Source organism: Streptomyces sp. 3330 (assembly GCF_031456635.1).
Classification (GTDB): Bacteria; Actinomycetota; Actinomycetes; order Streptomycetales; family Streptomycetaceae; genus Streptomyces.
Genome location: NZ_JAVDVA010000011.1, coordinates 251326 through 274598 on the forward strand (window position 1 = coordinate 251326; position 23273 = coordinate 274598).

Here is a 23273-nt window from a genome sequence, read left to right on the forward strand (position 1 = left end):
ACCTCGCTGAGGGAGGACGGAGGGTGCGGGGAGTGAGCCGTGCCGTGCGGAGGCGGGTCACCGCGGTGGGGACGGGCGCCATGGAAGGAAGGTAGAGGATCGTTGAACGATCCTTCAATACCTGTGTTGTTTCGTTCTCGTGTCTGCGGTTGAATTCCGGGCATGGCAGAGCAGCTGACGGGACTGGCCGACGACCGTGCCCTCCTGGGCCGCACCAGCACGGCCGAACGGGTGTCGGACATCCTCAGGAGCCGCATCGCCGAGGGCTACTTCCCGCCCGGGACACGGCTGTCGGAGGACAGCATCGGTGGGGCGCTCGGCGTCTCCCGCAACACGCTGCGCGAGGCGTTCCGGCTGCTCACCCATGAGCGCCTGCTCGTCCACGAGCTGAACCGGGGCGTCTTCGTCCGGGTCCTGACCGTCGAGGACGTCGCAGACATCTACCGCACCCGCATGCTCGTCGAGTGCGCCGTCGTGCGCGGACTGGGGGAGCCGCCGTACGCGCTGGACGGCCTCCGGGCGAGTGTCGCCGAGGGGCAGCTCGCGTCCGTCGGGAGTGACTGGAAGGGACTGGGCACGGCCAACATCCACTTCCACCGCGAACTGGTGGCCCTGGCCGGCAGCGTGCGCACCGACGAGCTGATGCGCAGCGTCTTCGCCGAGCTGCGGCTCGCCTTCCACCTCGTCGACGAGCCGCGCGGGCTGCACGAGCCGTACCTGCGGCGCAACCGCCAGATCCTGGAGGCCCTCCAGGACGGCGACAGGGCCGAGGCGGAGAAGCTGCTCGGGGTGTACCTGGCCGACTCGCTGGAGCGGGTGGTCGAGGCCTACCGGCGGCGGACGCGCGACGAGACGCGCACCGCCGGCCGAGGTTCTCCCGGGCCGCTGTGACGCCGGTCGCTTCTGCGTCGTTTGGGCCGATGTCAGACCGAGGACCTAGTCTGTGCACCGTGACTTCGCCTGTGTCGACGGACCGTGTTCCGCCCCAGCTCAGCGCGGCGCCGCGCCCCGCACCGGGCCCGGCTGCCGACGAGGGGCTGGCGCGGCGGCTGCGCGCGCTCGCCTGCACCGCGCCGATCCACGACCTGGACGCGCGCAAGGTCAACCTCGCCGGTGAGTACACGGTCTACGGCATGGCGGAGATCGCCCTCGCCGCCATCGACCTCGTCACGCTCAACATGGACTTCGACACGGGCGCCGACCACGACCAGATAGTGGCCCGCCTCATGCCGCGCATCGCCGCGCAGGCCCCGCTGCGGCCCGTCGCCGAGCACGAGCGGGTGGCCCGCTGGGTCCTGGAGAACCTGATCAACGTCGGCAGCGTCGACCGGGGCTTCCGCGCCGCGTACGGCACCTTCGCGCCGGACGGCACGTACGTGCGCCGCGACTACGACTTCAAGCTGATCGAAGAGGTCCCCGGCTACGGTGGCGCGGTCTACCTCCGCACGACCGACGAAGCGGTCAACGTCCTCGTCGGCGCCCTCGACACCGACGTCACCAGCGCGCAGATCGCCGCCGAGGTCAAACTAGAGGTGCTCGTCCGGCGCGGTCGTCTCGCCGACGCCCAGCTGGCCGCCGAGCAGGCCCGCTACCGCACCGTCCAGTACTCGGAGACGCTGCGCCGCGCCCTGGAGGCGACCCGGCGCAACGTCCGCGCGGTGGACTGGCTCAACGCCGTGCCCGACATGATCGCCGAGGCCCTCGACCATGTCGCCGACCGCTACCGCCACGAGAACGCGATCCTCACCAACATCCGCAAGGCCCGGGACGAGATCGAGGACGCGGAGAACAAGCGGCGGGCCGCCGAGCTCGTCGACATCGTGAAGGACTGCATCCGCCGCCACACCCAGCTGCAGTCCCGGCTGCTGGAGGCGGGCCCGCTGTTCCGCGCCGAGCAGGACCGGCAGGCCTTCGCCACGCCCATGACCTCGTCGGGCATAGACCTGTACGGGCACCTGGTCACCCCCGTGCTGCCGCTGCCGCTGGAACAGGCGGTCCGGGTCACCGACGCGTTCTTCGCCCGCGGGACCGGACTGCGCACGCCGGTGTCGGTGCGGGTCGGTGATCTCGTCGACCTGCTGCTGACGCCGCCGGTGGAGCGGGAGCACCTGGGCGCGGAGATGCCGGAGCCGGACCTCATCGCGACGCCGGACGACAGCCGGTTCAGCGAGGAGCAGCTGGCGATGGCCAAGGAACTCCTCGATCTGCCGGCGGACGCGCCCCGACGGCTGTCGGGTCTCCTGGAGGAGGCACGGGCCAAGGACGGCGAGGAACTGGCCTACCTGGTGGCGCTGCTGGCCGTGCACGCCGCCAGCCCGGCGGTGGGCACCGCCTACCGTCAGGGCGAGGAGAAGCTGCTGTTCGCCGTGGACGACGGCAAGGAACTGGACGACCCGGGGTTCGGCGGGGCCGATCTCATCGTCGGCACCGCCCTGCTGGACGCCGCGGGGATGGCGGCCGACCGCACGGAGGCGGCATGAGCCGGACCGGGAACCGAGTGGACCCGCACGAGAACACCAAGGAGCCGAAGCAGTGACCGAGCACGTCGAGTGGAGCGACACGGAGGCCCCCGCCCCGGCGGGGAACGCCGCCGTCACCCCCGCCGACGCCGCCGACGCGGCGCGGCTCGTCGCCTTCGGGCTGCAGCCCAAGCTGCAGCCCGCGCGGGACCAGGAGTACGCGGACCTGCTGCGGCGCTACCGGGAGGACCCGGCCTTCGCGCGGCTCGCCGACGCCGTGGCCACCGGACTCGGGCTGATCGTGCTGGAGGTCTCCCCGCGCGCGGGGATGGCGGTGACCGCCGCCGAGGACTCGGTGTTCGCCGTGCGGATGGGGGACTACGCGCGTCGTACGTCCGCCGACGGCGGCGACCGCTTCCTGCACGGGCTCGCGCATCTCGCCGTCGCCGCGATGGCGTTCCCCCGGCCCGAGGACCTGGCCGACGACGGTTACATCGGCCGGGTCAGCGTCAACGGGGTGGACGCCTTCGTCCGCCAGGCCTGCCGCCGGCTGGAGGAGCGCGCGGACGAGCAGGGCGAGAACACCGACCCCGCCACGGACGCGCCCGGCCTGGAGGCCGCCTGGCGGATCTGGGCCCGGCGCAGCTCCACCGGCGCCACCAAGGACGCGCGCAGACTCGCCGGTTCGACGACCGGCATCGTCGGCAAGGCCGTCGCGTTCCTCACCGACTCCGGGTTCCTCCAGCGCACCGGTGACGACAGCGGCGGCACCTACCGGACGACCGCCCGCTATCAGCTCCAGGTGCGGGACATGGCGGGAGGCGCCGCCATGGCCGAGCTGCTGGAGCTGGGCGTCGTCCCGGTCACCGACGGCTCTCCGACGCTGCTGCCCCCCGAGGAGACCGACGACCTGGACCTGGTGGCCGACGCCGGGCTGCCGTTCCACTCCTGAAGCCTTTGAGCTCGCGGGCTCCCGGGATTCCGGGCCTGAGGGCTCACGGACATCAGCGCCCCTGAGCCTCCGACGCGCCACCCCCCTGATCTGCCGAAAGACTTACGAGAGTCCGCCATGTACGAGCTGTCCCGGGTCCGCCTCTACTCCATCGGGCCTGCCGGTGCGCGCTACGCCGACACCGTGCTTGACCTGCGGGGCGTGGGCGACATCGTGCCCGACCCCGCACCCACCCAGGCGGAGTTCTTCGCGGAGGAGCCGACCGGCCCGCCACGCCGGCCGGCGCCCGCGGGCGTGCTCTTCCTGGAGAACGGCGGCGGCAAGTCCGTCCTGCTCAAGCTGATCTTCTCGGTGATGCTGCCGGGCCACCGCAACACGCTCGGCGGCGCCAGCTCCGGCGTGCTGCGCAAGTTCCTGCTCGCAGACGACTGCGGACACGTGGCACTGGAATGGCAGCACGTCCTCACCGGCGAGTGCGTCGTCGTCGGCAAGGCGAGCGAGTGGCGCGGACGGCAGGTGTCCAACGATCCGCGGAAGTTCGCGGAGGCCTGGTACTCGTTCCGGCCCGGGCCCGGGCTGAGCCTGGACAACCTGCCCGTCGCCGAGTCCACCGCCGTACGCCCGCCCGTCGAGGGCGCGTCCGGCGCCCAGGGGCGACGACGCACCATGAAGGGTTTCCGGGACGCCCTCACCGAGGCGGGCAAGGCGTATCCGCACCTGGAGGTGCACTGGGAGGAGATCCACGACCGGTGGATCGAGCACCTCGGCGAGCTGGGCCTGGACCCCGAACTCTTCCGCTACCAGCGGGAGATGAACGCCGACGAGGGCGAGGCCGCCGGTCTCTTCGCGGTCAAGAAGGACTCCGACTTCACCGACCTGCTGCTGCGCGCGGTGACCGACACACGGGACACCGACGGGCTCGCCGACCTGGTCAGCGGCTTCGGCAACAAGCTGGGCCGCCGCGCCGAGCTGATCGCCGAACGGGACTTCACCGCCGGTTCGGTGGACCTGCTCGGGCGGATCGTCGAGGCCGCCGAGGCGCGGGCACGCGCGCGTGACGTCCACGCCGGCGCCGAGCGCCGCACCCGCGCGCTGGCCCGCCGCCTGTCCGCGCGGGGCCTGCGGGAGAAGGCGCGGGCCGGTGACCTCGCCCAGCGGGTCACGGCCGCCGCCTACGCCGTCACGCACGCCGAGAGCGCGCGCGAGCGCAGCGCGCTGATCGCCGCCGAACTCGCCTACCGCCATGCCTCCCTGGCGCTCGCCGGAGCCGAGAAGTCCGCCGCCGCGCAGAAGCGCGAACTCGCCGACGCCCGCACCCTGCACTCCGCCTGGCAGGCCGCCGAGGCCGTGCTGCGGCACCGTGCCGCGGCCGACCGGGTCGCGCGCGTCTCCGCCGCGATCCAGGAGGCCGAACGCGACGCGGCCCCCGCGCTCGCCGCCCGCGCCAAGGCCGCCGTCGACCTCGTACGGGCCCTGCACGCGGCCGCCGAGAACGCCGAGACCCTCGCCGACGAGGAGGAGGAACGCTCGGCGGCACTCCAGGAGGTCGGCGAGTCCGCGCACCGGGACTCGACGTCCGCCGCCACCGACGCCCAGCGCGCCCGCAGCGAGGTCGGGCACCTGCGCCAGCGCCTCTCCGAGGTCGAGCAGGAGACCGCCGAGGCCGTACGCGCGGGCTGGCTGGACGACAGCGCGCCCGACGCCGACCCCGCCCGGGCGGCCCTCGCCGCCAGCGACGCCGAGAAGAGCGCCGTCGCCGCCTGGGACACCGCACGGGACGCCGCACGCAGGGCCGCCGAGCACGCGCGAGAGGCCGCCTCCGCGGAGTCCCGCGCCGAACTCACCGCGGCCCGGGCCGCCGACGCGGCGACCGCAGCGCACCGCTCCTGCGAGGCCGAGCTGCGGCTCGCCGAGTCCCTGGCCGGTGAGGAGCGGCTCGCGGAACTGCTCGGACTGACCGGCGGCTCCGCCCGCCCGCGGATCCCGCAGCCACGGCACAACGGCCCCACGGCCGACGACTCCCTGCTGAGCCCCGAGGACCTGGACCGCTGCGCCGACGAGCTGCGCGATCTCCTCGACGACGCCGTGTCCTCCGCCGAACGGCAGCTCTTCGAGCTGCGGACCGCGGCCGCCGACGACTCCCGCATCCTCGGCGCGCTCGGCGACGGCGGACTGCTGCCGCCCGGCCCGGACGTGCTGGCCACGGTCGAGTTCCTCGGCGAGCACGGCATCCCCGCCCTGCCCGGCTGGCGCTACCTCGCGCAGGCCGTCGACCCCGCCGACCACGCGCGCGTGCTCGCCGCGCGGCCCGAACTGGTCGACGGCGTGATCATCACCGACCCCGCCTCGCACGCACGCGCGCGGGTGGCGCTCGGGGACGCCGCGCTGCTGCCCCGTTCGGCCGTGGCCGTCGGCACGGCCGCCGCCCTGCTGGCGCCGACCCCGGCGGCCGACGCGCACACCGGCGACGTCTTCCTCGTCCCGCCGAACCCGGCCATGCACGACGAGCACGCCGCCGACGAGGAACGGCAGGCGCTGCGCGCGCGGGCGACCGAGCGGGACGACGACATCCGCCGGCTCGCGGCGCGCCTCGGCAAGGACCGGGAGCTGGCCGCCCGGCTGGCCTCCTGGCGCACCGGCTGTCCCGCCGGGCGGCTCACCGAACTGGCCCGGTCCGCCGAGGAGGCGCGCGCGTTCGCCGAGGAGTCCGAGGCCGAGCTGTCCGAGGCACGTTCCGCACGCGCGGAGGCCGACGAGATCGCCGCCGAGGCGGCCCAGGTGCGCGACGAGCGCCAGGAGGCCGCGCAGAAGGCCCGACGAGCCGCCGACGCCCTGGCCGGCCTCGCCTTCCGGCTGCGCGAACGCGCCGGCTGGCAGGTGAAGGTGCGGGAACTCGCCGACGAGGCCGCCGAGTCGGAGGCCCGCGCCCAGAGCTGCCTGGAGCGCGCCCGCGCCGCCGACGAGGACCGGCGCGCCGCCCAGCGTGCCGCCGACGACGCCCGCCGCACCGCGCGCACGCTGCGCGCCGAACGCGCCGAGATCGCCGGCGCCCCCGACGACGTCCCGGAGGACGGCACGGACGCCTCCAGGGCGTCCCTGCCCGCGCTGCGTGAGGCCTACCGGGCGGCGTCCCAGCTGTACGAGAAGGTCGGCGTCGGCGCGGACCTGCGGGCCGAGCAGGCCCGCGCGGAGAGCGACGAGAGCGCGGCCCGCACCGAACTGGACCGGCTCAGCAACAAGGTCCGCACGCGCGCGGAGCAGTTGCTCCAGTCGCCCGACGGCTCCGACGGGCCGTCCCGGCAGGCCGCCGCCGCACGCGCGGAGGAGCTGGTGCAGCTCCTGGAGACCAGGGCGTCCACCGCGAGCGAGCAGCTCGGACGGCTGCGCGGCGAGACCGAGCGGCACGCCCCCGAGGACGGCGAGGCCCACACCGAGCTGCCCGAGGAGCTCCGGCCGCGCGACGCCGAACACGCCCAGGCGCTGCTGCGCACCGCGACGACCGAACTCGCCGCCCGCACCGAGGCGTTGAGCCGCTCGCGCGAGGCCCACGCCGAACTCCTGGCCGGTCATCGCGCCGCCGAGGACGCGGCCGGTGGCTTCGACGAGGTCGCCGCGATGCTCCGGGACCTGCTGCGCGAGCACACCCCCGAGGAGGAGCAGGAGGAGACGGAGCCCTACCCCGGCACCCTGGAGGAGGCCCGTCAGTCGGCCGCCGAGGCCCGCCGCTCGCTGCGCGGCTGCGCCGCCGACCTGTCCGCCGCCGAGTCCGCCGTCCGCGAGGCCGCCGACATCCTCGTCCGGCACGCCAACTCCACGCGCTACGAGCAGGTCCGCACCCCGGCCCGCCAGCAGATCCGTGAGCTGCCCGCCGCCACGCTGCCCGAGCACGCGCAGAAGTGGGCGAACGCCTTCGCGCCCCGACTGCGTGTCCTGACGGACGAGTTGGAGCAGCTGGAGCGCAACAGGGACTCGATCGTGGACCGGCTGCGCGGGCTCGTCGAGTCCGCGCTCGCCACCCTGCGCTCGGCCCAGCGGCTCTCCCGGCTGCCCGAGGGGCTCGGTGAGTGGTCCGGCCAGGAGTTCCTGCGCATCCGTTTCGAGGAGCCCGACCAGAGCACCCTCACCGAGCGGCTCGGCGAGGTCATCGACGAGGCGACCCGGGCGGCCGTGAAGAAGAACTCCGACCTGCGGCGCGACGGCATGTCGCTGCTGCTGCGCGGGGTCGGCGCGGCCCTCCAGCCCAAGGGCGTCGCCGTCGAGATCCTCAAGCCGGACGCCGTGCTGCGGGCCGAGCGGGTCCCCGTCGGCCAGATGGGCGACGTGTTCTCCGGCGGCCAGCTGCTCACCGCGGCCATCGCCCTGTACTGCACCATGGCGGCGCTCCGGAGCAACGACCGGGGCCGGGACAAGCACCGGTACGCCGGCACGCTGTTCCTGGACAACCCCATCGGGCGCGCCAACGCGACCTATCTGCTGGAACTCCAGCGCGCCGTCTCCGACGCCCTCGGCGTGCAGCTCCTCTACACCACGGGGCTGTTCGACACGACGGCGCTGGCGGAGTTCCCGCTGGTCATCCGGCTGCGCAACGACGCCGACCTGAGGGCGGGCCTGAAGTACATCAGCGTCGAGGAGCACCTCCGGCCGGGTCTGCCGCAGCAGGCCCCGGCCGGAGACGGCGAGGCGGTGCAGGTGCGCAGCGAGATCACGGCGACCCGGATGTACAAACGGCCCGCGCCGAACGCCGGTTGATCAGCTGCCGGGCAGGCGGTGGTCCTCGAGGACACCGGTCCGGTGCCGCTGCACGAACCAGTAGGAGGCGAAGCCGCCGCCCGCGATCACGGCGACGAACAGGACGGCGCCCCACCGGAGGTACCAGTGGAAGGGCGCGGCCGCGTTGTAGACCGAGGCGCGCGGCCAGATCAGGTTGACCGTCATCGCCGCGCCCCAGACCACCGCGACGAGGTTGACGGGGAGCCCCCAGCGGCCGAGCGAGAACTTCCCGTCGCTCGCCGGCCGCCAGGCGCCGCGCAGCCGCGCCACCAGCAGCGGGCCGGTCACGCCCAGGTAGGCGAGGTAGATCATGATGATGCCGATGCTGGTGACGACCGTGAAGATCTGGGGCTGGCGGATGTTGACCACGAGGATGGTCAGTGCCAGCACACCGATGATCACGGTCGGCAGCACGGGGGTCCGGAAGCGCGGGTGGCACTTGGCCAGCCGCGAGGAACCGGGCAGGTTGTTGTCCCGTGCCATCGCGAACGCCAGCCGGATCGCCGCCGTGTGCACGGCCAGGGCGCACACCGTGACGGCGATCAGCACACACCACAGCATCGCCTTGCCGGCCGTCGGACCGAGCACGTCGAGCACGACGTACTGAAGCCCGTCCGTGGACAGTTTCCCGCCTTTCAGGCTGGAGACGCTCATCAGCGCGAGCAGCAGGACCAGGCCGCCGAGGACGAAGGAGGCGACGATCGCCCGGATGATCGCGCGGGGCGCGTTGCGGGACGGGTCGATGGACTCCTCGCCCAGCGACGCGGCCGTGTCGAAGCCGTACATGACGTACGCCGAGGCCAGCGAGGCCACGAGGAAAGCGCCGAGGTAACCGGCCCCGTGACCCGATCCCGTGCCGTTGGTCTCCATGACCACCTGCGGGCCTCGGGTGATGTGCACGGCGAACAGGACGATCAGCACGACGGTGGCGATCAGCTCGATGAACACACCGGCCGTGTTGATGGTCGCCATCAGCTTGACGCCGAACGCGTTGACCAGGGTGGTGAACAGGATCAGCACGGCGGCCAGGACGACCGCGTTGGTCGCCACGTCGTACTTCCCGGTGCCGTCGCCGACGAACTGGAAGACCGAGGAGATCTGCGGCAGCGTCAACTGGTAGGCCAGCGCCACGGCCGCGATCGACACGATGGAGGCGGTCAGCATCATCCAGCCGGCCAGCCAGCCCAGGTGCGGATTGCCGATCTTCTTCGACCAGTTGTAGACCGACCCCGCGACCGGGTAGCGGGCGGCCAGCTCCGCGAAGCACAGGGCGACCGTGAACTGGCCGACGAACACCATCGGCCAGGACCACCAGTAGGCCGGTCCGCCGCTGCCGTAGCCGAAGTAGAAAAGCTGGAAAGTGCCCGTCAGGATGGAGATGTAGCTGATGCCCGCGGCGAACGTGTGGAAGTGGCCCAGGGTTCGCTTGAGTTCGGGTCGGTAGCCGAACTCGGCAAGCTCGGCGTCGTCCTGCTGAGGGCCTGGCGGATGCTGGGCTGTCGTCATGGGCGGACTCCTGCTGCTCGGGGGAGTTCAGCACACCACCGGCTCTGCCGCGCCCGCGAGATCACCGCCCGTCGGGTCCGTTCACACGCCTCGACGAACCGCGCCCACCCTGTGAACGGACGCGGCACCGACCGGGACCTGTCACCGTCCCCGGTCGGTGCCGCGCCGACCGCCTCAGGAGTGGGACAGCTGTCCGGTCCCGCCCTGCCTGCGTATCCGTTCCTGCGCGCGCTCGGTCGTCCGCGCCTGCCGCTGCGCCCGGCGGCGCTCACGCCGCAGGGAACGCGCGGTGCTGCTCGGCGCCGACACCACGCCGTTGCGCTGGTTCCAGACCTGCCGGGTCACCCAGACGTCCAGGACGCCCCAGGTGGCCAGCACCGTGCTGACCACGCTGCTGATCACCATGGGGAACGCCAGCCAGGATCCCGCCAGCGTGCACAGGAAGGCGACCATCGCCTGTATCAGCGTCACGGCGATGACCAGCACCGCGCGCACCGCCGCCGTACGCACCGGGTCGGGCATCCGACGCCGCCGCGCCGGCTCCTCCACCCACAACGGCCGGTAGACCGGCCGCGCTTGCGCCGGGGCTGCCTTGCCGCGGGCCTCACCGCCACCGGTCCGCCGGACCTCGTGCGCCGTGTCCACGGCCTGCGCGGGGATGCCGCGGCCCGCCGCCCCGCGTCTGTCCGCCCGCTCGGCGGTCCGCTCCGCCTTCACCTGCCCGTTCGCCGGAATGTCGCGATCCGATGCCTCGGGATCCCGCAGCGCGGTATCGCCCGCCACGCTCTCCTCGGGCGCCTCACGCCGCTCCGCCGTGCCCATCACTGTGTCACTCCCCACCGCCAGCAGACCGCTCGCCTCCGAGTCGAAGACCCGGTTCCCCAGTGGCTGCCCGGCTTGCGCTGTTCTACGCCGCCCAGGTGCGGCAAACGGCTCGTGTGGCCGATTCCGCCCCCAATTCCCAATCAGTAGGACGAACGACATGCCCTGAAGATTCCCGTGTTGCGAAAAATTCTGGCCAACTCGTAGACACAGCCGAACGGATCCGGCCGGGTCCTCAGGAACGGATCCAGGGAGACAATCTCCCGTAATGAGCGGACAACGCACCATGTCTCGCCCCCAGGGCGGAAGTTCAGCTTCCGGACAGCTCTTCGAGTTCACTGCGCGTCGGTAGTAGGCTCGCGCCGTTTGTTGACGCACATGCGTACCCCCTGCCGGTGGGGGTTCGAGCTGGGGGAGGCCATGCGCTTTCGCGGGAAGTCGATCCGCCGGAAGATCGTGGCGCTGCTTCTCGTGCCGCTGGTGTCCCTGACCGCCGTCTGGGGCTTCGCCACGGTACTCACGGGACGCGAGGCGAGCCGTCTGTTCACGGTGTCGTCCCTCGTCGAGAAGGTCGGCTATCCGATCGAGGACACCGTCCGCGTCGTCCAGCAGGAGCGCCGTCAGACGCTCGTCTACCTCGCCGACCCCCGGGCCTCGGACGCGCTGTCCGCGCTGCGCCGCACCCGGACCGCCACCGACAGGGCACTCGCCGAGATCCGCGGGAACGCCCAGGACCCCGACGTGCGGGACGTCCTGGACCAGGACGACGGCGAAGGCCTGACCGCGGTGCTCGACGCCTTCGACGGCGTCGACTCGCTGCGCCGCAGCGTCGAGGAGGGCACCGTCACCCGGGCCCAGGCCCTCGCCCTCTACACCCAGCTGATCGACCCCTGTTACACCCTCCTGGCCAAGCTGGACGTCGTCGACAGCGTCGAGATGGACAAGCAGTACCGGGCGCTCGTCAGCGTGGCCCGGGCCCGTGAACTGCTCTCCCGGGAGGACGCCCTGCTCGGCTCCGCCCTGGTCGTCGGCCGGCTCAGCCGCGAGGAGATCCGCGACGTCTCCGACCTCGAGGCCCAGCGCGAAGTGATCTACGAGATCAGCCTCGCCCAGCTGCCGACGGCGGAACACGACCGCTACGACAGCTTCTGGAAGAACGCCACCACCGCCCCGCTGCGCACCGCCGAACAGGCCGTCGTCGGCACCGCGCCCGGCGACATGCCCCGGGGCGTCAGCGCCAAGAACTGGGACACCGCGGCCGGGAACGTCCTCACCGAGCTCGGCGCCCTGGACGAGCAGGCCAACGACCGCTACCAGGACCGGGTCCGCCCGGTAGCGATGGAGGTCATCGTCAAGGCGGTCGTCGCCGGGGTCTTCGGACTGGTCGCGCTGCTGGTCTCCCTGGTCCTGTCGGTACGCATCGGCCGTGGCCTCATACGCGACCTGCGCCAGCTCCGGCAGGAGGCCCACGAGGCCTCCGGCGTGCGGCTGCCCAGCGTGATGCGCCGCCTGTCCGCGGGCGAACAGGTCGACGTGGAGACCGAGGTGCCGCGGCTGGAGTACGACAGGAACGAGATGGGCGAGGTCGGCCAGGCCCTCAACACCCTCCAGCGCGCCGCGGTCGAGGCCGCCGTCAAACAGGCAGAACTGCGGTCCGGGGTCTCCGAGGTGTTCGTCAACCTCGCCCGTCGCAGCCAGGTCCTGCTGCACAAGCAGCTGACCCTGCTCGACACCATGGAGCGCCGCACCGAGGACACCGAGGAGCTCGCGGACCTCTTCCGCCTCGACCACCTCACCACCCGCATGCGCCGGCACGCCGAGGGCCTGGTGATCCTCTCGGGCGCCGCCCCTTCCCGGCAGTGGCGCAGGCCCGTGCAGCTGATGGACATCGTCCGCGCCGCCGTCGCCGAGGTCGAGGACTACGAGCGCATCGAGGTCCGCCGGCTGCCGCGCCTCGCCGCCACCGGCCCGGCCGTCGCCGACCTCACCCACCTGGTGGCCGAACTCCTCGAGAACGCCACGGTGTTCTCCCCGCCGCACACCGCGGTCCAGGTGTTCGGCGACCGGGTCGCCAACGGCTTCACCCTCGAGATCCACGACCGCGGCCTCGGCATGGCGCCCGAGGCCCTCCTCGAAGCCAACCTCCGGCTCGCCGAGACACCGGAGTTCGAGCTGTCCGACACCGACCGCCTCGGCCTGTTCGTGGTCAGCCGGCTCGCCCAGCGGCAGAACGTCCGCGTCTCCCTGCAGCCCTCGCCGTACGGGGGGACGACGGCCATCGTCTTCATCCCCGACGCGCTGCTGACCGACGACGTCCCCGACACCAACGGCATCGGCTTCCGGCTCGACCGCCCCCGGCCCCCGAAGGAGGCCGACCCCGCGGAGACCCGCAGGACGGCCCTCTCCCCGGCGTCCACGCAGCTTCCCGGCGTGCCCGCCTCGGTGCTCGACGGTCCGGTCGAACTCGAGGCCCCCGTCGGCCTGGACGCCCTCGACGACTTCCCCGCCGCCCTGGACGAGGACGACGAACACGGTGGCCTGTTCCGCCCGCGGCGCTCCCTCACCCGCACCGGGGACGAGCCGGCGGCGGACGCCGTCGAGCAGCACCACAGGCTGTCCGACAGCCCCGGCGAACCCCAGGGGCCTCTCGTCGGCGATCCGGCCGGCCGCCGTCTGCCCAAGCTGGTCAGCTCGCACGGCCGCCCGGTCCCGGAACAGCGGCCCCGGCGCGCCGAGACGGACCCGGAGCCCCCGGCCAGGCCCGGCCCCCGCCGGGTGGAGAACGACGGTCCGGCGCCCCTGCCCTCGCGCCGCCGCGGCATGGCGGCGCAGATCCCCCGCGGCGGCGGCGCGACCGAGCGCCCCGTGCTGTCGGAGCGGCCCGGCCACGGCGCACAGGAGCCGACCCGGCCGCCCGCCCTTCCCCAGCGCACCCGGCAGGCCACGGCCCGGCCCGGCGGCCCCGACGGCACGCCCGAGCGCGCGGACACCACGTCCGCCCGGCCCGGCGACATCGCGCCCGGCGGCACGGGCGGCAGCGGGCCCGGCACGGGGGCGCTGCCCCGGCGCGTCCGGCAGGCGAACCTGGCCCCGCAACTGCGGCAGGGCCCGGCCCCGCGTACCGAGGACCGAGCCGACCCCGCGGACCGGGACGCCGACGAGGTACGCAGCCGTATGGCCTCGCTCCAGCGCGGCTGGCAGCGCGGCCGCGTAGAGAACGCCGCGGGCGACGACGCCCACAGCGGCACAGCACCGCAAGGAACGAAAAAGGGGGACGGTCGATGACCGCACCGAAGGCGACCGGCCACAGCACCACCGGCAACGGCGAGTTGAACTGGCTCCTCGACGAACTCGTCGACCGCGTCGCCAGCATCCGCAAGGCCGTCGTCCTCTCGGGCGACGGCCTGCCGACGGGGGTGTCCAAGGACCTGTCCAGGGAGGACGGCGAGCACCTCGCCGCCGTCGCCTCGGGATTCCACAGCCTCGCCAAGGGCGTCGGCCGTCACTTCGAGGCGGGCAGCGTCCGCCAGACCGTCGTCGAACTCGACGACGCCTTCCTGTTCGTCACGGCCGCGGGCGACGGCAGCTGCCTCGCCGTCCTCTCGGACGCCGACTCGGACGTGGGTCTCGTGGCGTACGAGATGACGCTGCTCGTCAAGCGGGTCGGCGTGCATCTGGCCACCACCCCCCGTACCGATCTGCCCTCGGGCGGGTAGTGGGACGGCATGAGCACAGACGGTCGGGGAGCAAGTCACTGGTTCGACGACGAGGCCGGGCCGGTCGTCCGTCCGTACGCCATGACGCGCGGCCGCACGAGCAGTGCGGTCCAGCACCGCCTCGACCTGATCGCGCTGGTCGTCGCCGAACCCCACGCCGAGGAAGCGGACACGGATCCGTCGCTGTCCCCTGAGCACGTGGACATCGTGGAGCTGTGCCTGGAGGCACCGCAGTCGGTCGCCGAACTCGCCGCAGGACTCGACCTGCCCATCGGCGTGGTGCGGGTCCTCGTCGGGGATCTCGTGGACGCGGAGTTCGTCCACGTGAACCGGCCGGTGCCCCCTGCCGAACTGCCCGACGAGAGTATTCTGCGCGACGTGATCAACGGCCTCCGAGCGCTGTGAGCGGCGGGGGAGCGAGGTGAGGACGTGACCGGTCGGCGATCCCCGGCGACCCCGGCGGCACCCTCGCCGACCCGGTCGCGGCCCGTCCGGACGGCCGGCTGCCGGTGCGCGGACCGCCGGACGCGGCTCCGCTGCCGGAGAACCCCAGTCAAGCCATCAAGCAGGAGAAGTGATCGATGATCTTCGGGCGTTCTGAGCGCGGCAAGCCCCCGGTCGAACCCGTCACGCTCAAGATCCTGGTGGCCGGCGGCTTCGGCGTGGGCAAGACCACCCTCGTCGGCGCCGTCAGCGAGATCAGGCCGCTGCGTACCGAGGAGTACCTCACCGAGGCGGGCCGCCCGGTCGACGACACGACCGGCGTCGAGGCCAAGCACACCACCACCGTCGCCATGGACTTCGGGCGCATCACCCTGCGCGAGGACCTGGTGCTCTACCTGTTCGGGACGCCCGGCCAGGAGCGGTTCTGGTTCATGTGGGACGAGCTCTCCGAGGGCGCTCTCGGCGCGGTCGTGCTGGCCGACACCCGCCGGCTCGAGGACTGCTTCGCCGCCGTCGACTACTTCGAACGGCGCACCATCCCCTTCCTCATCGCCGTCAACTGCTTCGAGGGCGCGGCTCGTTACCCGGAGGAGGACGTCCGCGCCGCCCTGGACCTCGACGACGGCATACCCGTGGTGCTGTGCGACGCCCGCGACCGGAGATCGGTGCGGGACGTCCTGGTCGGCGTCGTGCAGCACGCGATGGACTTCGGGGCCGAACGCCGCCAGGCGATCCCCACCTGACAAGCCCGCGCGCTCGGCACGGTCCGTACCCCCGCCGACAGGGGTACGGACCGTGGCTCTCGGGGCCGTACGCGCGCGTACTAGCCTTCGCCGTCCTCCAGCCAGCCGAAGCTCTTCTCCACGGCCTTGCGCCAGTTGTGGTACTCGCGGTCACGTACCGACGGGTCCATCGCCGGAGTCCACTCGGCGTCCTTCTGCCAGTGCGCCTTGAGCTCGTCGAGGTCGTTCCACACACCGACGGCGAGTCCCGCGGCGTAGGCGGCGCCCAGGCAGGTCGTCTCGGACACCCGGGGCCGGATCACGGGCACCCCGAGCACGTCCGCCTGATGCTGCATGAGCAGGTTGTTCCTGGTCATGCCGCCGTCCACCTTCAGGGTGGTGATCGGCACCCCGGAGTCCTGGAACATGGCGTCCACGACCTCGCGCGTCTGCCAGCTCGTCGCCTCCAGCACGGCGCGCGCGAGATGCCCCTTCGTGACGTACCGCGTGAGCCCGGTGACGACACCCCGCGCGTCGGAGCGCCAGTACGGCGCGAACAGCCCCGAGAAGGCGGGGACGATGTAGGCGCCGCCGTTGTCGTCGACGCTCGCCGCCAGGCTCTCGATCTCGTCGGCCGTACGGATGATGCCGAGCTGGTCGCGGAACCACTGCACGAGCGCGCCCGTGATGGCGATCGAACCCTCCAGGCAGTAGACGGGCGCCTCACCGCCGATCTTGTAGCCCATCGTCGTCAACAGCCCGCTCTTCGAAGGCACCGGCCGGTTCCCGGTGTTGAGCAGCAGGAAGCTGCCCGTCCCGTACGTGTTCTTCGCCGTGCCCACGTCGTAGCAGGCCTGGCCGAACACCGCCGCCTGCTGATCGCCGAGCGCCGAGGCGACCGGCACTCCGGCGAGTTGGCCGACGGCCGTGCCGTACACCTCGGCGGAGGAGGCGATCTCCGGCAGCACGGCCTCGGGCACGTCCATCGCGGACAGGATGGCGGCGTCCCACTGAAGGGTCTCCAGGTTCATCAGCATGGTGCGCCCGGCGTTGGTGACGTCGGTGACGTGCCGGCCGCCGTCGACGCCGCCGGTGAGGTTCCAGATGAGCCAGGAGTCGATCGTGCCGAAGGCGATCTCACCGCGCTCGGCCCGCGCCCTGAGGCCCGGGACGCTGTCGAGCAGCCAGGCCGCCTTGGGCCCCGAGAAGTAGCTGGCCAAGGGCAGTCCGGTCTGCTCGCGGAAACGATCCTGCCCGTCGGATCCCCCCAGCCGGGCGCAGAGTCCCGCGGTGCGGGTGTCCTGCCACACGATCGCGTTGTGCACCGGCTTGCCCGTGGCGCGGTCCCACAGCACGGTCGTCTCGCGCTGGTTGGTGATCCCGAGAGCGCTGATCTGGTCGGCGCGCAGTCCGGCCCTGGCGATCGCCCCGGCGACCACGGCCTGCACCTTGGACCAGATCTCGGTGGCGTCGTGCTCCACCCAGCCCGGCTTGGGGAAGATCTGGCGGTGCTCGCGCTGATCGACGGCGACGATCGCGCCGTTCCGGTCGAAGACGATGCAGCGGCTGGAGGTGGTGCCCTGGTCGATCGCGGCGACGTACTTCTCGGCGTGGTCCGTCATGGCTACCCCTTGGGCTCATTCGGATGGCTGCGTGGATGGCTGCGCGGCGGTCGGACGGCTGCTCAGAAGGCGGCGTTGTAGAGGAGACCCGCGAGCACCCCGCCGACCAGCGGGCCGACGGCCGGGATCCAGGCGTACCCCCAGTCCGAGGTGCCCTTGTTCGGGATGGGCAGGAAGGTGTGCACGATGCGGGGCCCGAGGTCGCGTGCCGGGTTGATGGCGTACCCGGTGGGCCCGCCGAGGGAGAGCCCGATGCCGACGACGAGCAGCGAGACGATCAGCACGGTGATGCCGGACTCGCCCAGGCCCTCGGTAAGTCCGAAGGCCAGCACCGGCAGGACCAGGGCGATCGTGGCGATGATCTCCGTGATCAGGTTGGCGACCGGGTTCCGGATCTCGGGGATGGTGGAGAAGATGCCCAGGGTGGGCGTCGGCTCCTCGGCCGTGTCCTCGCCGGCAGCCCCGGCGGCGCCCTCAGGCCGGACGTTCGCCTGGAACTGCGCGAGGTACACCAGGTACGCGAGACCGGCGCCGAGCATCGCCCCGGCCATCTGCCCCACCAGGTACACCCATACGTCGCCCCACTCGCCCGTGTCGACGGCGATGCCCAGGGTCACGGCCGGATTGAGATGCCCGCCCGACAGCGGCGCGGCGGTGTAGGCGCCCGCCAGCACGCCGAACCCCCAGCCGAAGGCGATCACGATCCATCCGGAGGCGCGGGCCTTGGAGTGCCTGAGGGTGACGGCGGCGCAGACTCCCGCGCCGAACAGGATGAGGATCGCGGTACCGATGACCTCGCCGACGAATATGTCTCCGTTGCTCATGGCGGCTCCTGGGCCCGGCCCGGGGCGGATCGACCCCGGTGCTCCTGCAGGGTGCGGTTCCCGTGGCTGTCGAGGCCGAGGCAGGGAGTTCCCGCGCCCCGCTCGGCGTCCGTGACGAGCGTGCCGTCCTGGCCGAATCGCCCCTGGGGGAGCGGGCCTTCCCTCGGGAGCCCGCGCGGCGCGTGCCTGGATACGCCGAGAATGTACGGCGATGTCGGCTGACACCGGGAAGTGTTCACCGGCGCCCGGGGAGCGTCAAGGAGGCCGACGGCAACGGTTGGAGACGCGGCGGACGGCCGACCGTCCCGACGCGCGGGCGTCCCTCACCGCCCTCGGGCCCCGGCCGGCCCTCCCGGTGGCCCGGGGGCGGCGCCTGCCGGACACGGCCCCCGGGAGACCGGCCGTCGCCGCCGAGCCCGCCGTCGTCCCGCAGGGCCTTTCCGGCTTCTGCCGCTCCGGCTCCGTCTGCGGCGCTGCCGCCCCCTCGGACCCGCCGTCGGTGCGGCCGCTGACGTGCGGTCAGCCCACCCCCGGTTCGGCCCCGGCAGCCGCTCCCGTTCCCGCAGGGGTCATCGACCGCACCCCGCGCCGGATCTCGTATCCGGCCAGCCCCGCGTGCCCGACCACCCAACTCGCCCCCCGCAGCGACTTCGCGGCCTTCTTGAGGGGCGCCAGACACGCCGCCGCCCGGCGGTGATCGGCCACACTGCCGGGCCGGCACAGCACCGTGGCCAGCGACATCGTCACCGGGTGGCCGCCCGCCGACCACGGCACGTCCAGCACGGTGGAGACCAGCGGCTCCAGGCCCTCCGGATCGGCCAGCACCAGGAAGTCGTCGCCGCCGATGTGGCCCACGCGCGCGTTCCCCGACGCGGTCGTCTGCAGCGCCCGCCCCACCGACCGGATGAGCTCGTCGCCCGCCGCGAACCCGGCCCCGTCGTTGACCTGCTTGAAGTGGTCGATGTCCAGCCAGCTCAACGCGAACACGCGCCCCTCGGCGATCCTCCGGTCCACCTCCCCGGTGATTGAGTCCGACCCCGGCAGCCGCGTCAGCGGATTCAGGCCGGCCGCCTCCTCGACGCGGCTCTCGGCCAGTGCCCGTACGAGATCGGCGAGCCGGACGACTCCCACGCAGCGCCCGTCGCGGTCGACGACCGCCACATCGTCGGAGGTACGGTCCCGTTCGCCGACCGCGACCACGTCCAGCACCTCCCACGCCGTCGCGTCGACGCCGACCGTCCGCGGCGGATCACCGAGCTTGGCGGCGGGACGGTCCGCGTACAGGGCATGGCCGTAACGCCCCGACATCGACAGCAGGAAGCGTGAGCGGTGCACCGACCGGACGGGGACCCCCGCGTGGTCCACGAGCAGCACCCCGGACACGTCCGGCGAACCGGTCAGCAGCGCGCGCACCCGACCGGCGGACGCGGTCGCGGGGAGCAGCGCGGCCGGCCGGACGAACTCCCGCACCGACGGCCCCGCCCGGAGCGCCGCCGGGACGGCCGGACCGAGCTGCGGGACGTAGACGTCGGCGGCGGGCAACCGGCTCGGCGGCGCGAAGAGCGTGCCCTGGGCCAGCTGCGCCCCCGCCGACAGCGCGGCCGCGCACTGGAGTTCGGTCTCCACGCCCTCGACGACCAGCAGCGCCCCCAGCTCGTCGCACAGTGTCCGCATGGCCCTGACCGCCGCGGGGCGGGCCAGCAGCGAGGCGTCGAGCTTGACCAGGTCCGGCGCGATGTCGACGAGCAGCCGCAGGGGCGCGTCCCCGTCCCCGACCCCGTCCGCGCTGACGCGGAAGCCTTGGTCCCGGAGCGCCGCCAGGGCCTCCAGCAGCGCGGTCTGCGGGACGTGGGTGTAGGGCGGGACGACATCGAGCGTGATCTCCCACGGCAGCCGCCCTGCCTCCCGCACGGCGTCGTGCAGCGCTCCGAGCCCGCCGAGATCGGCCAGCGTGCCGGCGAACACGTTCACATGGAGGGGCAGCAGGGTCTCCTTGCGGACCGCCGCGCGCACCGCCGTCACGGCCAGCAGGGCGTCGAGTGCGGGATCCCGGCGCGCCTGCGCCAGGATGTCGCCGGCCTCCGGGCGGGCGAGTATCTCCAGCCCCGCGACCCCTCCGGTGGTCAGGTTGACCACCGGCTGGAAGGCGAAGCGGAGAGTGTCCGTCCAGGAGTGCACGGCAGCATGATGGCGCTGCGCGCGTGCGCCCAGGCGCAGTTCATGAGACGTTCACGCAGAATTCCGGAGTGAACACGGAGGGTGAGAGGCGCCTGGCGGGACCGGGAAACCGGGGCGCCGGTGGCGTGGCGGTCCGCTTCACCGCACCGCGACCACCGCCGAACCGTGCCCGAACAGCCCCTGGTTCGCCGTGACGGCCACGCGCGCGTGCGGGATCTGGCGATCGCCCGCCTGTCCGCGCAACTGCCAGGTGACCTCGCAGACCTGGGCGATCGCCTGCGCGGGCACCGCCTCCCCGAAGGAGGCGAGTCCGCCGCTCGGGTTCACCGGTATGCGGCCGCCCGGCGCCGTCGCGCCCTCCCGCAGCAGCTTGGCGGCCTCCCCGTCACCGCACAGCCCCAGATCCTCGTACCACTGCAACTCCAGCGCGGTGGACAGGTCGTAGACCTCCGCGAGGGACAGGTCCTCCGGTCCGACGCCCGCCTCCTCGTAGGCGGCCCGGGCGATCGACGCCCGGAAGGGTTCCCCCGGCGGCTCCGCCCCCGCCGAGGAATCGGTCGCGATGTCCGGCAGGTCCAGCACCGTGTTGGGGTACCGGGGCGTCACGGTGGACACCGCCCTGATGCGGACCGGATCCGCCGCCCCGTGCCGTCGGGCGAACTCCATGCTGGACAGCACCAGAGCCGCCCCGCCGTCCGACGTGGCGCAGATGTCCAGGAGCCGCAGCGGATCGGCGACGACCGCGGAGGCGGCGACCTCCTCGGCGGTCACCCGCGCGCGGTAGCGCGCGTTCGGGTTCAGCGCGCCCATGGCGGAGTTCTTCACCTTGACCTGCGCGAAGTCCTCCGGCGTGTCCCCGTGCACGGCCATGCGCCTGCGCGCGTACAGCCCGAAGTACGTCGGGTTCGTCGCGCCGAGCACCCGGAACCGCAGCCAGTCCGGGTCGTCCGGCCGGTCCCCGCCCGCGGGCCGGAAGAAGCCCTTGGGGGCGGCGTCGGCCCCCACCACCAGCACCACGTCCGCCAGGCCCGCGAGGATCCGCGCCCGGGCCGTGTCGATCGCCTGAGCGCCCGACGCGCAGGCCGCGTAGACACTCGCGACGCGGGCGCCCTGCCACCCCAGGGCCCTCGCGAACGTCGCCCCGGCCACATATCCGGGATAGCCGCCACGCACCGTGTCCGCGCCCACGACCGCGCCGACGTCCCGCCACTCGACACCGGCGTCCGCGAGAGCCGCGCGCGCCGCCCGTACGCCGTACTCGACGAAGCTGCGCCCCCACTTGCCCCACGGGTGCATCCCGGCGCCGAGCACCGCCACCTCTGCCGTCATCACGCCACCCCCGTCGGCCGCCATCGCCAGGTCGTCCAGGTCGTTTCCGCGTCCTCGTCGAGCACGCCCGGGACGACCTCCACCTCCATGCCCACCGTCAGATCGGCGACGGTGACCCCGGGAACCGCCTGTCCCAGCACCACGATCCGCTCGGACTCCAGCTCCACAGCGATCAACGTGTACGGCTCCCACGGAAGTTCCGGATCGGTCACATAGGGTGACGGAGGGCGGTACCGGCTGTCCGTGTACGACCAGACGCGCCCCCGCCGCGAGAGCGGAACCTCCTCGAGCTCTCCGCTCCCGCAACCCGGATTGCGGCAGTACGTGTCCTCGCGCGGGAAGAAGACCGATCCGCATGCCGGGCAGCGCGTGCCGAGGAGCCTGAAGTCGTCCCCGTCCCCGGTGAACCAGCCCGTGACCACAGGCGTGCGTGCGCGTGCCATGACCCCTCCCGGCATCATTTCTGACGGAACGTCAGAAGTGTGTCACGGCCGTGGTGGAATGGGCAGGGCCAAGGACATGACACGACTCTCCGGCGCGGTACGCGCTGTCGTCGCCGCGCTCGTCACCCTGATGACCATGAGCACCGCCGCCACGACCGCGCGGGCGGACGCCGATCCCGTGGCCCCCGCGGACTTCGTGGCCCTGAGAACCGTGGACCCGACGATCCTTCAGGAGATGCGCTACTTCACCCCGCACAACTTCGTCGGGGAACGCGTCGACGGCTACCGCCGGCCGATCTGCATCCTCACCCGGCCGGCCGCCGAAGCCCTGCACCGGGCCCAGCGGACCCTGCTGAGCCGGGGATACACCCTCAAGGTGTACGACTGCTACCGCCCCCAGCGCGCCGTGGACCACTTCGTCCGCTGGGCCGAGGACCTAGGCGACCGGACGACGAAGGCGGAGTTCTATCCGAACGTCGACAAGACCCGGCTGTTCGCCGACGGCTACATCGCCGAGAAGTCCGGTCACAGCCGCGGCTCGACCGTGGACCTGACCATCGTCAAACTCCCCGCCGTCCCCACCAGGCCCTACGTGCCCGGCGAGCCCCTCGTGCCGTGCTACGCGCCGCGAGAAGAGCGCTTCCCCGACAACTCGATCGACATGGGCACCGGATTCGACTGCTTCGACACCCTGGCCCACACCCTCGACCCGCGCGTCCAAGGAGCGCAGCGCGCCAACCGGCTGCTGCTGAAGGGCACGCTGGAGGGCCACGGCTTCGTGAACCTCGCCGAGGAGTGGTGGCACTACACCTTCAGGCCCGAGCCCCACCCCGACACCTACTTCGACTTCCCCGTGTCCGCCAGGTCTCTCGCCCGGGGGCATTGAGCCGCCTCTGTACGACGCCCTCCCCAAGATCGGATACGCTCCGCCGCGTGTCCGAAACTCTGCACTCCACTTCGAACTCCGCGCGCGACTCCCACTGTTCGAGTTGCGGAGCGCCCTACGGGGAGGGCGTCACCGGCTGGCCCCGCACCTGTCCGGCCTGCGCCACCGTGGCCTACCGCAACCCCCTGCCGGTCGCCGTCGCGCTCCAGCCCGTGTACGACACGAAGGGCACCGCCCTGGTCGTCATCACCCGAACCATCGCCCCCGCGCGCGGGGGCATCGCCCTGCCCGGCGGCTACATCGACGACCGCGAGGACTGGCGCCAGGCCGTCGTGCGCGAACTCGGCGAGGAGACCGGCATCGACGCCGCGCCCCGCGACGTGCGGCTGGCCGACGCCATGAGCTCACCCGACGGCCACCTGCTGCTGTTCGGGCTGCTGCCGGAGCGCCCGGCGGACCGGCTCCCGGCGACCGCCCCCACGGACGAGACCGAGGGCTGGCACCTCCTGCACCGGCCGGAGGAGCTCGCCTTCCCCCTGCACACGCTCGCCGTACGGGCGTTCTTCGAAGGCCGCTACATCTGAGCTCACCGCCGGCTCC

At 72.9% G+C, this 23273-nt stretch carries 17 protein-coding genes; 10 read left to right on the forward strand and 7 right to left on the reverse strand.

The window, feature by feature from the left end:
- The first annotated feature begins 162 nt into the window (after positions 1-162).
- The 4 genes from J2X68_RS20625 to J2X68_RS20640 all read left to right on the forward strand — a co-directional run bounded on the left by J2X68_RS20625 (position 163) and on the right by J2X68_RS20640 (position 8160).
- The gene (locus J2X68_RS20625) at positions 163-891 is read left to right on the forward strand and encodes a GntR family transcriptional regulator (RefSeq protein WP_310433999.1); all 729 of its coding nucleotides are present in this window, start codon (positions 163-165) and stop codon (positions 889-891) included.
- A 59-nt stretch (positions 892-950) separates the two neighbouring features.
- Positions 951-2480 carry a hypothetical protein gene (locus J2X68_RS20630; RefSeq protein ID WP_310434000.1) on the forward strand — a complete coding sequence of 510 codons (1530 nt, stop codon included), beginning with the start codon at positions 951-953 and terminating at the stop codon, positions 2478-2480.
- A 52-nt stretch (positions 2481-2532) separates the two neighbouring features.
- The gene (locus tag J2X68_RS20635; RefSeq protein ID WP_310434001.1) at positions 2533-3411 is read left to right on the forward strand and encodes a hypothetical protein; all 879 of its coding nucleotides are present in this window, start codon (positions 2533-2535) and stop codon (positions 3409-3411) included.
- Between the two features lie 117 nt (positions 3412-3528).
- A complete protein-coding gene (locus J2X68_RS20640) occupies positions 3529-8160 on the forward strand; it encodes a hypothetical protein (RefSeq protein ID WP_310434002.1) in 4632 nt (1543 codons plus the stop codon).
- On the opposite strand, the gene J2X68_RS20645 is transcribed toward J2X68_RS20640, so the two are convergent.
- Complete coding sequence (locus J2X68_RS20645; protein ID WP_310434003.1) at positions 8161-9687, reverse strand: amino acid permease; 1527 nt, start codon at positions 9685-9687, stop codon at positions 8161-8163.
- Positions 9688-9861: 174 nt separating this feature from the next.
- The gene (locus tag J2X68_RS20650) at positions 9862-10509 is read right to left on the reverse strand and encodes a hypothetical protein (protein WP_310434004.1); all 648 of its coding nucleotides are present in this window, start codon (positions 10507-10509) and stop codon (positions 9862-9864) included.
- A gap of 420 nt (positions 10510-10929) precedes the next feature.
- Here J2X68_RS20650 and J2X68_RS20655 point away from each other — a divergent pair, with 420 nt between their 5' ends.
- From J2X68_RS20655 to J2X68_RS20670, 4 genes are all read left to right on the forward strand, one after another.
- Complete coding sequence (locus J2X68_RS20655; RefSeq protein WP_310434031.1) at positions 10930-13794, forward strand: nitrate- and nitrite sensing domain-containing protein; 2865 nt, start codon at positions 10930-10932, stop codon at positions 13792-13794.
- Positions 13791-14225 (forward strand): roadblock/LC7 domain-containing protein, encoded by a 435-nt coding sequence (locus tag J2X68_RS20660; RefSeq protein ID WP_310434005.1) that lies wholly within the window; start codon positions 13791-13793, stop codon positions 14223-14225. The genes J2X68_RS20655 and J2X68_RS20660 overlap by 4 nt, the downstream gene beginning before the upstream one ends.
- Before the next feature lie 9 nt (positions 14226-14234).
- Complete coding sequence (locus J2X68_RS20665) at positions 14235-14630, forward strand: DUF742 domain-containing protein (RefSeq protein ID WP_310434006.1); 396 nt, start codon at positions 14235-14237, stop codon at positions 14628-14630.
- A 176-nt stretch (positions 14631-14806) separates the two neighbouring features.
- Positions 14807-15412: an ATP/GTP-binding protein gene (locus tag J2X68_RS20670; RefSeq protein ID WP_310434007.1), complete on the forward strand. Its 606-nt coding sequence runs from the start codon at positions 14807-14809 to the stop codon at positions 15410-15412.
- A gap of 80 nt (positions 15413-15492) precedes the next feature.
- On the opposite strand, the gene glpK is transcribed toward J2X68_RS20670, so the two are convergent.
- From glpK to J2X68_RS20695, 5 genes are all read right to left on the reverse strand, one after another.
- Entirely contained in the window at positions 15493-17013 is a 1521-nt protein-coding gene (glpK, locus tag J2X68_RS20675) for a glycerol kinase GlpK (RefSeq protein ID WP_310434008.1), read from the reverse strand.
- 62 nt (positions 17014-17075) lie between these two features.
- Positions 17076-17837 carry an MIP/aquaporin family protein gene (locus tag J2X68_RS20680; RefSeq protein WP_310434009.1) on the reverse strand — a complete coding sequence of 254 codons (762 nt, stop codon included), beginning with the start codon at positions 17835-17837 and terminating at the stop codon, positions 17076-17078.
- A 519-nt stretch (positions 17838-18356) separates the two neighbouring features.
- Positions 18357-20015, reverse strand: coding sequence for a GGDEF domain-containing protein (locus J2X68_RS20685; RefSeq protein ID WP_310434010.1), 1659 nt, complete (start codon positions 20013-20015; stop codon positions 18357-18359).
- A 138-nt stretch (positions 20016-20153) separates the two neighbouring features.
- A complete protein-coding gene (locus J2X68_RS20690) occupies positions 20154-21344 on the reverse strand; it encodes a lipid-transfer protein (RefSeq protein WP_310434011.1) in 1191 nt (396 codons plus the stop codon).
- Complete coding sequence (locus J2X68_RS20695) at positions 21344-21766, reverse strand: zinc ribbon domain-containing protein (RefSeq protein ID WP_310434032.1); 423 nt, start codon at positions 21764-21766, stop codon at positions 21344-21346. Before J2X68_RS20695 ends, J2X68_RS20690 begins: the two co-directional genes overlap by 1 nt.
- 97 nt (positions 21767-21863) lie before the next feature.
- Here J2X68_RS20695 and J2X68_RS20700 point away from each other — a divergent pair, with 97 nt between their 5' ends.
- Positions 21864-22673: a M15 family metallopeptidase gene (locus J2X68_RS20700; protein ID WP_310434012.1), complete on the forward strand. Its 810-nt coding sequence runs from the start codon at positions 21864-21866 to the stop codon at positions 22671-22673.
- Between the two features lie 47 nt (positions 22674-22720).
- Complete coding sequence (locus J2X68_RS20705) at positions 22721-23257, forward strand: NUDIX domain-containing protein (protein ID WP_310434013.1); 537 nt, start codon at positions 22721-22723, stop codon at positions 23255-23257.
- The last annotated feature ends 16 nt before the right edge of the window (positions 23258-23273 follow it).

What these genes read in the sequence shown, in the direction of transcription:
- J2X68_RS20640 (WP_310434002.1), top strand. Translation starts at nt 3,529, where the DNA reads ATGTACGAGCTGTCCCGGGTCCGCCTCTACTCCATCGGGCCTGCCGGT.
- J2X68_RS20665 (WP_310434006.1), top strand. Translation starts at nt 14,235, where the DNA reads ATGAGCACAGACGGTCGGGGAGCAAGTCACTGGTTCGACGACGAGGCC.
- J2X68_RS20655 (WP_310434031.1), top strand. Translation starts at nt 10,930, where the DNA reads ATGCGCTTTCGCGGGAAGTCGATCCGCCGGAAGATCGTGGCGCTGCTT.
- J2X68_RS20680 (WP_310434009.1), bottom strand. Translation starts at nt 17,837, where the DNA reads ATGAGCAACGGAGACATATTCGTCGGCGAGGTCATCGGTACCGCGATC.
- J2X68_RS20700 (WP_310434012.1), top strand. Translation starts at nt 21,864, where the DNA reads ATGACACGACTCTCCGGCGCGGTACGCGCTGTCGTCGCCGCGCTCGTC.
- J2X68_RS20625 (WP_310433999.1), top strand. Translation starts at nt 163, where the DNA reads ATGGCAGAGCAGCTGACGGGACTGGCCGACGACCGTGCCCTCCTGGGC.
- glpK (WP_310434008.1), bottom strand. Translation starts at nt 17,013, where the DNA reads ATGACGGACCACGCCGAGAAGTACGTCGCCGCGATCGACCAGGGCACC.
- J2X68_RS20660 (WP_310434005.1), top strand. Translation starts at nt 13,791, where the DNA reads ATGACCGCACCGAAGGCGACCGGCCACAGCACCACCGGCAACGGCGAG.
- J2X68_RS20645 (WP_310434003.1), bottom strand. Translation starts at nt 9,687, where the DNA reads ATGACGACAGCCCAGCATCCGCCAGGCCCTCAGCAGGACGACGCCGAG.
- J2X68_RS20690 (WP_310434011.1), bottom strand. Translation starts at nt 21,344, where the DNA reads ATGACGGCAGAGGTGGCGGTGCTCGGCGCCGGGATGCACCCGTGGGGC.
- J2X68_RS20670 (WP_310434007.1), top strand. Translation starts at nt 14,807, where the DNA reads ATGATCTTCGGGCGTTCTGAGCGCGGCAAGCCCCCGGTCGAACCCGTC.
- J2X68_RS20650 (WP_310434004.1), bottom strand. Translation starts at nt 10,509, where the DNA reads ATGGGCACGGCGGAGCGGCGTGAGGCGCCCGAGGAGAGCGTGGCGGGC.